Source organism: Micromonospora sp. NPDC000121 (assembly GCF_042899165.1).
Taxonomy (GTDB): domain Bacteria; phylum Actinomycetota; class Actinomycetes; order Mycobacteriales; family Micromonosporaceae; genus Micromonospora.
Genome location: NZ_JBIAZP010000014.1, coordinates 38,904 through 51,482, shown reverse-complemented (window position 1 = coordinate 51,482; position 12,579 = coordinate 38,904). Strand labels below are relative to the sequence as shown.

At 77.0% G+C, this 12,579-nt stretch carries 4 protein-coding genes; all 4 read left to right on the top strand.

Annotated features, from left to right (window positions below; genetic code table 11):
- The first annotated feature begins 112 nt into the window (after positions 1-112).
- The 4 genes from ACFY23_RS28980 (at position 113) to ACFY23_RS28965 (ending at position 12,579) form a co-directional block, all read left to right on the top strand.
- Positions 113-3,583 carry an AMP-binding protein gene (locus ACFY23_RS28980; protein WP_350686481.1) on the top strand — a complete coding sequence of 1,157 codons (3,471 nt, stop codon included), beginning with the start codon at positions 113-115 and terminating at the stop codon, positions 3,581-3,583.
- Positions 3,580-6,687, top strand: coding sequence for a thioesterase domain-containing protein (locus ACFY23_RS28975; RefSeq protein WP_350819496.1), 3,108 nt, complete (start codon positions 3,580-3,582; stop codon positions 6,685-6,687). The genes ACFY23_RS28980 and ACFY23_RS28975 overlap by 4 nt, the downstream gene beginning before the upstream one ends.
- 76 nt (positions 6,688-6,763) lie before the next feature.
- Positions 6,764-9,073, top strand: coding sequence for a lantibiotic dehydratase (locus ACFY23_RS28970; RefSeq protein WP_350819494.1), 2,310 nt, complete (start codon positions 6,764-6,766; stop codon positions 9,071-9,073).
- The gene (locus tag ACFY23_RS28965; RefSeq protein ID WP_350685418.1) at positions 9,070-12,579 is read left to right on the top strand and encodes an amino acid adenylation domain-containing protein; all 3,510 of its coding nucleotides are present in this window, start codon (positions 9,070-9,072) and stop codon (positions 12,577-12,579) included. Before ACFY23_RS28970 ends, ACFY23_RS28965 begins: the two co-directional genes overlap by 4 nt.

The window sequence follows — 12,579 nt, the reverse complement described above, 5'->3', positions numbered from 1 at the left end:
GCCAGGTATCGAGCCTTATGCTGCTTCCATTGTGAAGTCCTGGGGGGGATCATGATTGCGTTTGTCAAACGCTGCACGCTGCCCATGAGCGGGTCCGCCGCCGCGCGCTGACATGGCAGAACCGACGGTAGTCCATCGCTTCGGCGCGGTCGCCGCCCGTCGCCCCGATCAGCCGGCAATCCTCGGCGAGGCCGCCCCGATCAGCTACGCCGCGCTCGCCGGGGCCGCCGGCGGGCACGCCGTCGCGCTCGCCGCGGCCGGGTGCCGACCCGGCGACCGGGTCGCCCTGCTCACCGGGCACGGGCCCGCGACCATCGCCGCCATCCTCGGCACGCTCGCCGCCGGGTGCGCGTACGTGCCGCTGGACCCGGGCTTCCCGGAGCAGCGGCTGCGGCACATGCTCACCGCCGCGGAGGTCGGCATCGTCCTGTGTGGAGTCGAGCACGCCGGACTGGCCCGCCGGCTCATCGCCGACCGGCCGGCCGTCCGGGTGCTGACCGTCGACGACCTCCCGGCCGCGCCGCTGCGGCCCGTGCCCGTCGACCCGGACGCGCTGGCGTACGTGCTGTTCACCTCCGGCTCCACCGGCGTGCCGAAGGCGGTCGGTCAGACCCACCGCAACCTGCTGCACGTGGTGGACAACCAGATCGCCGCCCTCCACATCGGCCCGGACGACCGGCTCAGCCTGCTCGCCTCGTTCAGCTTCGACGCGGCGATCCCCGACCTCTACCCGGCGCTGCTCGCCGGGGCCGCCGTCGTCCCGGTGGAGCTGCGCCGGCACGGTCTCGCCCACGCCGTCGAGCAGCTCGCCCGGCACGGGGTCACCGTCTACCACTCCACCCCGACCGTCTACCGCTTCCTGCTCGACACCCCCGGCCCGCGCCTGGACCGGGTGCGGGTCGTGCTGCTCGGCGGCGAGCAGGCCACCCACGCCGACGCGGCCCGCGGGCGGGACCACTTCGCCCCCGACTGCGTGCTGGTCAACGGCTACGGCGCCACCGAGCTGACCTTCGCCGCCCGGTACGCGCTGCCGCTCGCCGACGCCGACCCCGCCGCCACCGGGCCGCTGCCGATCGGCACGGCGCTGCCCGGGTACGAGCTGCGCCTGGGCGAGGGCGACGAGATCGTGGTGCGCAGCCCGCACCTCGCCCCCGGCTACCTCGGCCAGGACAGCGACCGGTTCTCCGTCGACCCCGACGGCGTGCCGACGTACCGGACGGGGGACCTCGGCGCGCGGCTGCCCGGCGGGGACCTCGTCTGCCTCGGCCGGCTGGACCGGCAGGTCAAGGTGCGCGGGTTCCGCGTCGAGCTGACCGAGATCGAGGCCGTCCTCGCCGACCAGCCGGGCGTCGCCGCGGTCCGCGCCATCGCCCGCGACGGCGAGCTGCTCGCGTACGCCCGGCCGGGCGGCGACGCGCTGGACCCGGCGGCCCTGCGCGACGCCCTCGCCCGACGGCTGCCGGAGTACGCGCTGCCGCGCGCGGTGGTGGTGGTCGACGAGTTCCCGCTCACCGTCACCGGCAAGATCGACGAGCGGGCGCTGCCCGACCCGGCCCGGGACGTGCCCGCCGGGGAGGCGCCGGCCACGCCCACCGAGCGGATCGTGCACGAGATCTGGTGCGAGGTGCTCGGCCGCCCGGCCGTCGGCCGCTCCGACAGCTTCTTCGACGTCGGCGGCCAGTCGCTGCTGCTCGGTCGGGTGCAGCAGCGGCTCGCCGAGCGGTTCGGGGTGCGGCTGCCGATGCTGCGGCTCTTCGAGCACCCGACCGTGGCCGCCCAGGCCCGGCTGGTCGACACCCCGCCGGAGCCGGTCCGCGCGCCGGTCGTGCCCGCCCCGGCCGCCCCGGCGACCGCCGCCCGGGAGTACACGGGCGACGAGATCGCCGTGGTCGGCCTCGCCGGCCGGTTCCCGGGCGCACCCGACGTCGGCACCTTCTGGTGGAACCTCTGCGCTGGCGTGGACTCCATCCACGACCACAGCGACGAGGAGTTGGCCGCCCTCGGCATCGGCCCCGGCCTGCGCGCCGACCCCCGGCACGTCAAGGCGGCCGGCCGGCTCGACGGGGTGGCCGACTTCGACGCCGAGTTCTTCTCCTTCGGCGCCGACGAGGCGGCCCGCACCGACCCGCAGCACCGGCTCTTCCTCGAGACGGCCTGGGAGGCCCTGGAGGACGCAGGGCACGACCCGGCCCGGTTCCCCGGGCTGGTCGGCGTCTACGCCGCCACCTCCGCCAACCGGTACTTCCTGTTCCACCTCATGGACAACCCGGCCGTGGTGGGCGACGTCGACCCCGACGACTGGGAGGCCCGGCTCGTCGGCCGGCAGTTCACCGACCACCTGCCCGGGCAGGTGGCCTACCGGCTGGGCCTGACCGGGCCGGCGGTCGCCGTGCAGAGCGCCTGCTCCAGCTCGCTGGTCGCGGTCTGCCTCGCCGCGCAGAGCCTCGCCGACTACCAGTGCGACATCGCCCTGGCCGGCGGGGTGAACGTGACCTGGCCGCGCTACCGGCACACCCCCGGCGGTCTGGCCTCCCCGGACGGTCGCTGCCGCGCCTTCGACGAGGCCGCCGCCGGCGCCGGCTTCGGCTCCGGGGCCGGCGTGGTCGCGCTGCGCCGGCTCGCCGACGCCCAGGCCGACGGCGACCGGATCTACGCGATCCTGCCCGGCTGGGCCGTCACCAACGACGGCGCCGACCGCGCCGGGTTCGCCGTCCCCGGGCCCGCCGGGCAGGCCGCCGCCGTCGCCGGCGCGCTCGCCGCGGCGGAGGTCGCCCCCGGCGAGGTCCGCCTCATCGAGGCCCACGGCAGCGGCACGCCGCTCGGCGACGCCATCGAGGTCGCCGCGCTGCACGAGGTGTACGCCGGCGCCGGACCCGCCGAGACGTGCGCGCTCGGCTCGGTGAAGACCAACATCGGCCACCTCGACGCGGGCGCCGGCATCGCCGGGCTGATCAAGGCCGTGCTCGCCGTGCAGCACGGCGTCATCCCGCCGAACCTGCACTTCACCCGCCCGCACCCGGAGATCGACCTGGCCGGCGGCCCGTTCTACGTGCCGACCAAGGCGCGGGACTGGCCCGAGGCGACCCGTCGCGTCGCCGGGGTCAGCTCGTTCGGGCTGGGCGGCACGAACGCGCACGTGGTGGTCGAGCAGCCGCCCCCGGCCGAGCCGGTCGAGAGCGCGGACGCGCCCGCGTACCTGCTGCCGGTGTCGGCGCGGACCCCGGCGGCGCTGCGGGCGGCGCTGACCCGGCTGCGCCAGCACCTCGCGGGGGCCGCTCCGGCGCTGGCCGAGGTGGCCGCCACCCTCGCGCTGGGCCGGCGCGCCTTCGGCTGCCGGGCGGCGGTGGTGGCGGTCGACCCCGCCGATGCCGTCACCGCCCTGGAGGAGTTGCTCGCCACCGACGCCCGGCTGGCCGGCGAGCCCGGCGAGCTGCGCGAGCTGGCGGCGGCCTGGGTCGCCGGCCGGGACGTGGACTGGGCGGCGCTGCACCCCGAGGGCTCGGTCCGGCGCACCGGGCTGCCCACCTACCCGTTCCAGCGCCAGCGGTACTGGATCGACCCTCCTCAGAAAGGCGCGCGGTGAACTGGTTCGTCTCCGCCGGCCGCCGTGACCCGGCACCGGTGCAACTGTTCTGCCTTCCCTACGCCGGCGGCGGCGCGAGCGTCTTCCGCCGCTGGCAGGACGGGCTCGGCACGGACGTCGAGGTGCTGCCGGTGCAGCTGCCGGGCCGGGAGAACCGGATCAGCGAGGACCCGGAGTTCCGGGTGGCCGACGTCGCGTCCGCCATCGCCGACCGGGTCCGCGGCCCGTACGCGATCTACGGCCACTCCATGGGCGGCCGGGTCGGCTTCGAGGTGGTCCGCGAGCTGCGCCGTGCCGGCCGTCCGCTGCCGCTGCGGCTCTACGTCGGCGGTGCCCGCGCCCCGCACGTGACCGCGGCCAGCCTCTTCGACGGGCTGTCCGGTGTGGACGACGACGAGCTGCTGCGCCGCCTCGGCGCCGGCGGCGGCCTGCCGGCCGAGCTGCTGGCGCACCCCGAGCTGGTCGAGCTGCTGCTGCCGCTGCTGCGCGCCGACTTCGGCCGGGTCGACAGCTACCGCTACACCCCGGGCGAGCCGCTGCCGGTGCCGATCGTGGCGTTCAGCGGCCGGCACGACCGCGCCGTCGCCCGGGAGCACAGCGACGCCTGGCGCGAGCACACCGCCGCCGGCTTCACCCTGCACGAGATCGACGGCGGCCACTTCTTCCTCAACGACCGGCTCCCCGAGCTGCTCGCCGCGATCCGCGCCGACCTCGCCGGGGCCGTGGCGGCCGGCCCGGTGCCGGCAGCTGCCGTCGAGTCGGCGGCGACGATCGGGACCGGCTCGGCGGCGGGTGGGCACCGGGTGCCGCTCGGCGACACCGGGTGGTCGGTGTGGCGGGACGCCATCCTGCGTACCACCGGCTTCCCCGCCGACGGCCTGACCATGCTGTCCGCCCCGCAGGCCGCGGCGGCCGCCGACGAGCTGCTGGCCACCGGCGACGGCGCGGAGCGGTTCGACAAGGAGTTCGCCGAGGCGGTGACGGCGACCGGGCGCCGGCTCACCGAGCTGGCCGCCGAACCGCTGCTGCGGGAGGCGGTCACCTGGCAGAACCGGGGTGCCGTGGTCGCGCTGGACGGCCTGGCGGGCGGCGGCCCCGACCCGGCCCGCAACGTGCGGCGGCGGGACCGCGAGCGCGCCCTGCTGAAGTACTGGCAGCGGTACTGCGGCAAGAACGAGACGGTCGGCTTCTTCGGCCCGAGCTGCTGGGTCACCCTCGACCCGGCGCGCCCGGAGACCGCCGACGTGCGCCCCGGCCCGGGCCTGACCCGGCGCCGCTGGGTGTGGTTCGAGTCCTGGGCGCTCAGCGCCTACGCCGAGCGGATCGGCCGGGACGTGGCGGTGCGCAGCTGGTGGGCGCCGATGCTCTGCCCGCAGCTGAGCCTCGCCGACCGCACGGTCCGCCGGCCGGGCCGGCCGCCGGTGTCGCTCACCCCGGTGGAGGCGGCGCTGCTGGCCGCCGCCGACGGCCGGCGCCCGGCCCGCGAGCTGGTCGCCGACCCGGCGATCGGGTTGCGCCGGCCGGAGGACGGCTACGCGCTGCTGGACCGGCTCGTTGAGCGCGAGCTGATCACCTGGGACGCGGCGCTGCCGGTGAGCCCGGACGCCGAGGACGTGCTGCGGCGGCGGATCGAGGCGATCGGCGACGAGGCCGCCCGGCTGGGTGCCCGCGCCGGCTTCGACCAGCTGTGCGCCGCCCGGGACGCGGTGGCCGCCGCGGCCGGCGACCCGGAGCGGCTGCGCACCGCCCTGGACGCGCTCGACGCGACCTTCACCGAGCTGACCGGCCAGCCCCCGCGCCGTCGCGCCGGTCAGATGTACGCCGGCCGCACCCTCTGCTACGAGGACACCAGCCGCGACCTCGACGTGGTCTTCGGCAAGCCGCTGCTGGACCGGATCGCCGCCCCGCTCGCGGTGCTGCTCCAGGCGGCCCGCTGGCTGGTCGACGCGCTGGAGCGGGCGTACGACGAGGCGTTCCGCGAACTGTACGACGAGCTGCGCGTCGAGGCGGGCGGCGGAACGGTCGCCCTGGCCGACCTGTGGTTCCTGGCGCAGGGCCTGTTCTGGGGCGACGGTGCGCGGCCGGTCGACGCGGTCGCCGCCGAGTTCGCCGACCGCTGGGCCGGACTGTTCGGCCTCGCCGCGCTGCCGCCCGGGACGACCGAGATCCGGCTGCCGGTGGCCGATCTGGCCGCCCGGGTCGCCGAGGTCTTCCCCGCCGTGCGGCCGGCCTGGCCCAACGCCCGGCTGCACAGCCCCGACCTGCAGATCTGCGCCGCCGACGCGGAGGCGCTGGCGCGCGGCGACTTCACCGTGGTCCTCGGCGAGCTGCACGCCGCCTGGGCGTCCTTCGACTGCCAGGTCTTCACGCCGTCACACCCGGACGTGGGCCGGCTGCGCGACGCGCTGACCGAGGACCTCGGCGAGCGGCGGATCCGGCTGCTCGTCCCGACCGACTGGCCCCGGCGCACCAGCCGGGTCGCCGAGGCGCTCACCGGGCCGACCGACCGGCAGCTGGCCTTCGCGCCCGCGCCCGGCGCCGACCCCGACCGGGTGCTGCCCACGGTCGACCTGACCGTCGCCGAGGAGGGCGGCCGGCTGGTCGCCACCGCCCCGGACGGGGAGCGCTGGACGCTGCCCGAGATCTTCTCCCCGCTGCTCAGCGCGCACGCCGTCGACGGGTTCAAGCTGGTCAGCCCAGCGCCGTACACGCCCCGGATCACGGTCGGCGAGCTGGTGCTGGCGCGGCAGACCTGGCGTACCACGGTCGGCGCGAGCGGGCTCGCCGCCGTCACCGGCGAACGGGAACGGTTCCTCGCGGTCCGGGAGTGGCGCCGCCGCCTCGGGCTGCCCGAGCAGGTCTACGTGAAGCTCGGCACCGAGACCAAGCCCTGCTTCGTGGACCTCAGCAGCCCGGCGTTCAGCGCCATGTTCTGCGCGATGGTGCGGGCCGCCCGCACCGACGGCGGCGACGACGTCTCGCTGATGGTCAGCGAGATGCTGCCCACGGTCGGGGACGCCTGGGTGCCCGACGCGGCCGGCCGGCGCTACTTCAGCGAGCTGCGGCTGCACATCGTGGACGCCGACGGGGAGGACGCCCGATGAACGAGCGTCAGCGAGTGAATTGTTGGTGCAGCGCGTTGGTGCCTCATGGCGGCGCGGAGCGAAGCGGAGTGCTGTCATGAGCCACCGGATCCCGCTCGGCGACACCGGCTGGTCGGTGTTCCGCGACGTCGTCCTGCGTACCGCCGGCTTCCCGGCGGCCGGGCTGGCCGCCTTCGCCGCGCCCGAGGCGGCTGCCGCCGCCGACGCCCTGCTCTCCGGCGAGGGCGAGGCGGACACGTTCGACAAGGCGTTCGCGGCGGCGCTGGCGGACGGCTCCGAGGTGGCCAACCAGATCGCCGCCGACCCGCTGCTGCGCGAGGCGGTCACCTGGCAGAACGCGGAGATGCTGATCGCGCTGGACGGCCTGCTGCGCACCGACCCGGCCGTCCGCAACGTCCGCCGCCGCAAGCGCGAGCTGAGCCTGCTGCGCTACTGGCAGCGCTACTGCGGCAAGGCGGAGACGATCGGGTTCTTCGGCCCGGTCTGCTGGGGCCGCCTCGACCCCGACGAGCCGGCCACCCGGCTGCGGCCGGGGCCGGCGCTGGTGTCCCGGCGCGAGGTCCACTTCGAGGCGTGGGCGCTGATCGCGTACGCCGACCGGCTCGCCGACGACCTGGCCGTGCGGCGCTGGTGGGCGCCGACGCTGCCGCCGCACCTGAGCCTCTCCGACCGGCAGGTCACCCGCCCGCTGCTCCCGCCGACCGAGCTGACCGGCGCGGAGGCGCGGCTGCTCGCCGCCTGCGACGGGCGCACCCCGGCGGTCACCCTGGTGGAGCGCCTGCTCGCCGGCGGGGAGGCCGGGCTGCGCAGCGCCGACGACGGCTACCTGCTGCTCGACCGGCTGGTGGACCGGAGCCTGCTGACCTGGGACGCCGGCCTGCCGGTCAGCCCGGACGCCGAGCGCGTGCTGGGGGAGCGGATCGAGGCCATCGGCGACGCGTCCGTCCGCGCCGAGGTGGCGGCCGGGTTCGACCGGTTGCGCGCGGCGCGCGACGCGGTGGCCGCGGCGGCCGGGGACCCGGACCGGCTCGGCGCCGCGCTGGCCGCGCTGAACGCCGAGTTCACCGCCGTCACCGGCCGGCCCGCCACCCGCCAGGCCGGGCAGATGTACGCCGGTCGCACGGTGCTCTACGAGGAGACCGCCCGCGACCTGGACTTCACGGTCGGCTCCCGGGTGCTGGACACGCTGGCCGAGCCGCTGGCGATCGTGCTGACGGCCGCGCGCTGGCTGACCGCCGAGGTCGGTGCCGCCTGCGAACGGCTCTTCGCGGAGCTGCACGCCGAGCTGCGCGGCGACGGGCCGGTGCGGCTGGCCGACATCTGGGCCCTGGCCCAGGGGCTGCTGCTGGCCCCGGACGGCCCGATCGCCCAGGCCGGCGCCGGGCTGACGGCCCGCTGGGCGGAGCTCATCGGCCTGGACGCGGTGGCCCCGGGGCAGGCCGAGCTGCGGCTGCGCAGCGCCGACCTGACCGAGCGGGCCCGCGCCCTGTTCGCCGCCGACCGTCCCGGCTGGCCGTCCGCCCGGATCCACAGCCCGGACGTGCAGATCGCCGCCGCCGGGCTGGACGCCCTCAACCGGGGCGACTTCCTGCTCGTCCTCGGCGAGCTGCACCCGGCCTACGTCCCGTTCGACAGCGCGGTGCTGACCCCGTTCCACCCCGACCAGCCGTCGCTGCGGGCCGCGCTGGACGCCGAACTCGGGCCGGCCCGGGCGCGGGTGCTCTACCCGGAGAGCTTCCCGCGGATGACGACCCGCATCACGTACGCCCTCAACGGTCCCCGGGACCGCCAGTTCGGCATCGACACGGCCCGGGGCGCCGACGTCGACCGGCTGGTCCGAGCCACCGAGGCACGGGTGGAGAACGACGGCGGCGAGTGGCTCGCGGTGCTGCCGGACGGCACCCGCTGGCCGCTGATGGAGATCTTCGCCAACCTGCTCGGCGCGTTGCTGCTGGACACCTTCAAGCTCCTCGCGCCGGCCCCGCACACGCCTCGGATCACCATCGACCGGCTGGTCGTGGCGCGGCGGACCTGGCGGACGACGGCGGCGGAGACCGGCCTGGCCGGCATCACCGGCGAGGCCGAGCGGTTCCTCGCCGTACGCCGGTGGCGGGCGGGTCTCGGGCTGCCCGAGCGGGTGTTCGTCAAGGTGGGCACCGAGATCAAGCCCTGCTACGTCGACCTCACCGCCCCGCTGCACGCGCAGTCCCTCTGCGCCATGGTCGACGCCGCCGCGAAGAGCGGCCCCGACGTCACCGTGACGGTCGGCGAGCTGCTGCCGGACCCGGCGGACGCCTGGGTGACCGACGCGCGGGGACGCGGCTACGTCAGCGAGCTGCGGTTGCAGATCACCGATCCAGTGAGCTACCGGGGAGAGAACGGGTGACCGACATCCTGTCCACCAGCGCCGTCCACGGGGAGACCCTGCCGTGGCCGGACGCGACGCTGGCCGAGCTGATCGCCGCCCAGGCCGCCCGGACCCCGGACGCGGTCGCCGTGCGCCAGTGGGACACCCGGCTCACCTACGCCGAGCTGGTCGGCCGGGCGGCCGGGGTGGCCGCCGCGCTGCGCGGGCGCGGTGTCGGCCGGCAGACGCGGGTCGGCGTCTGCGGAGCCCGCAACCCCGACCTCGTCGCCACCGTGCTCGGGGTGCTCTTCGCCGGCGGCTGCTTCGTGCCGCTGGAGCCGGGCGGCCCCCGCCGGCGGCTGCGGGAGATGGTCGCCGACGCGGGGGTGTCCGTGGTGGTCGGCGACGCCGCCGTGGCCGAGTTCGGCGACGTGCCGGGCGTCGAGGCGCTCGGGCTGCCCGGGCCGGCGCCGCTGGCCGCCTGCCCGGCCCGCCCCGGCGACCCCGCGTACGTGCTGTTCACCTCAGGCTCCACCGGCCGCCCCAAGGGGGTGGTCGTCACCCACCGGAGCGTGGTCGAGTTCGTCACCGGCTGCGCCGCGGTGACCGGCGCCGACGCCGGCGTACGCAGCCTCGGCTACGCCTCGCTCAGCTTCGACGCGGCGATCATCGACCTCTTCGTGCCGCTGCTGCTCGGCGGCGCCGTCCAGCTCGTCGGCGCCGACGACCGGGCCGACCCGGTGCGGCTGGCCCGGTTCATCGCCGCGCACGAGGTGAACTGGGGACTCCTCACCCCGACCGTGCTGTCCATGCTGGACCCGGCGGAGCTGCCCGCCTGGCGGGTGGTGCTCTGCGGCGCCGAGGCGGTGCCGGCCGAGCTGGCCGCCCGCTGGGCCCCCGGCCGGCTCTTCGTCAACGCCTACGGCCCGACCGAGGCCACGGTGATGGCGGTCAGCGGCGAGCTGACCGGTGCCGAGACCGACCCGGTGCCGATCGGCCGCCCGGTCCCCAACCACCGCGTGTACGTGGTCGACGCCGGGCTGCGCCCGGTGCCGCCGGGGGAGGCCGGCGAGCTGCTGATCGGCGGTCCCGGGCTGGCCGACGGCTATCTCGGCCGGCCCGGCCTGACCGCCGAGCGGTTCGTCCCCGACCCGTTCGGCGAGCACCCGGGGCAGCGGCTCTACCGCACCGGCGACCTGGCCCGGCAGGAGCCCGACGGCCGGCTGGTCTACCTCGGCCGCATCGACCGGCAGGTCAAGATCCGGGGCCAGCGGATCGAGCTGGGCGAGGTGGAGGCCGTGCTGGCCGGCCTGCCCGGCGTGCGGCAGGTCGCCGTGGAGGCCGTCCCCGGCCCGGCCGGCACCGAGCTGGTCGCCTTCCTCACCCCGGCCGACGCGCCCGACGACGAGCGGCTCCGGGCGTACGCCCTGCCCCGGCTGACCGCCGCGATGCTGCCGACCCGGGTGCTGCGCCGCGACGCCCTGCCGGTCAGCCCGACCACCGGCAAGCTGGACCGGCCGGCGCTGCGTGCGCTGGCCGCCACCGCCGAGGTCCCGGCCCCGGCCGGGCCCGTCGACGCCGACGAGCCGCTCGCGGCGGCGGTGGCCCGGATCTGGGGCCGGCTGCTCGGCGGGACGCCCACCCCGGAGACCGACTTCCTCGCCGCCGGCGGCAACTCCATCGCCGCGATGCGCCTGGTCGCCGCGCTCCGGGCCGAGCTGGGCCGGCACGTCGAGACCCGGGACGTGTTCACCGGGCGCACCCTGGCCGGCCTGGTGGAGCGGGTCACCGCCGCCGTCCCGACCGACGGCGACGGGCTGACCACCGGCAACCCGCCCACCCTCTCCGCGCCGCAGCGCCGGCTCTGGTTCGTCGACCAGCTCGCCCCCACCAGCGCCCCCTACAACATCGCGGTGGCGCACCGGCTGCGCGGCCCGCTGGACACCGCCGCCCTCGGGGCGGCGCTGCGGGCGGTCGCCGAACGGCACGACGTGCTGCGCTGGCGCATCCCGCAGACCGCCGGCGTGCCGTACGCGGTCCGCGAGGAACCGACCGACGTGGCCGTCCCGGTGGTCGACCTGACCGGCAGCGCCGACGCCGAGGCGGAGCTGGCCGGGATGCTCGCCGCCGGGGCGGCGCACTCCTTCGACCTGGCCACCGGGCCACCCTGGCAGGTGACCGTCTACCGGCTCGGGCCGGACGAGCACGTCCTGGCGATCACCCTGCACCACGCGGTCTTCGACGGCTGGTCCGAGAAGCCGCTCTACGACGACCTCGCGGCGGCGTACGACCGGGCGCTGGTGGGCGGCAGCCCGACGCTGCCCGCGCTGCCCGCCACGTACGCCGACTACGCCGTCTGGCGGGCGGAGCGGGACCGGCATCGCGGCGCCACAGACCTGGACTGGTGGGTGGCGCACCTGCGCGACGTGCCCACCGTGCTGGACCTGCCCCGCGACCGGCCCCGGCCGGCGGTGGCCACCTACGCCGGCGCCGAGGCGGCGGCGTGGCTGCCCGAGGCGTGCGACCGCGGGGTGCGGGAGCTGGCCGAGCGGCGCGGCAACACCGTGGCGGCGGTGCTGCTGGCCGGCTTCGGCGAGCTGCTGCGCCGGCTCACCGGCCGCGACGACCACGTGGTCGGCGCCGTCGTCGCCGACCGCCGGCTGGCCGCGTTCGACGACGTGGTGGGCTTCTTCATCGACACCGTGCCCGTGCGGGTGCGCGGCGGCGCGGCCAGCTTCGCCGAGCTGGTCGACCGGTGCGCCGGCGAGCTGCACGAGGCGACCGCCCACCCCGGCGCCCCGCTGGAGCGGATCGTCGAGGCGCTCGCCGTGGGCCGGGACACCTCCCGCGCGCCGCTGGTGCAGGTGCTGTTCAACGTGCTCAACTTCGCCCCGCCCCGGCTGGCGCTGACGGGCCTGGACACCGAGCCGGTCGCGGTGCCCAAGCCCGGCTCGCCCTTCGACATCACCGTCTACGTCGTGGAGCGGGCCGGCCGGTACGGCGTCGAGGTGGTCTACAACCCGGACCTCTTCGACGCCGGCCGGATCGACGACCTGCTGGCGGACCTGGCCGCCCTCGTCGGCGCGCTGGTCGCCGCGCCGGACACGCCGGCCGACCGGGTGGCCACCGAGCTGCCCCGCCCGACGGTGGCCACGCCCCAGCTCGGCGCGATGACCGTCGCCGCCGGCGAGGCGCCGCGCGGCGTGCTGCCGGCCGGCCCGGACGGGCTGACCGACACCGAGGAGCTGATCGCCGGGATCTGGCGCGAGGTCCTCGAACGCGACCAGGTCGGGGTCACCGACAACTTCTTCGACATCGGCGGGCACTCGATGGCGCTGGCCGCCGTGCACGCCCGGCTCACCGCCGCCACCGGCCGCTCGATCAAGATGCTCGACCTCTTCCGCCACCCCACCATCCGGGCGCTCGCCGCCAGCCTCGACGGCGCCGCCGACCGGCCGGAGCTGGCCCGCGCCGCGCTGCGCGCCGCCGCCCGACGCAGTCGTACCCGCCGCAACCCACCCCGCCGCCCCGGCGGCACCGCGTGA

Coding starts and splice junctions, on each gene's coding strand:
- ACFY23_RS28980 (WP_350686481.1), top strand. CDS start 113: ATGGCAGAACCGACGGTAGTCCATCGCTTCGGCGCGGTCGCCGCCCGT.
- ACFY23_RS28970 (WP_350819494.1), top strand. CDS start 6,764: ATGAGCCACCGGATCCCGCTCGGCGACACCGGCTGGTCGGTGTTCCGC.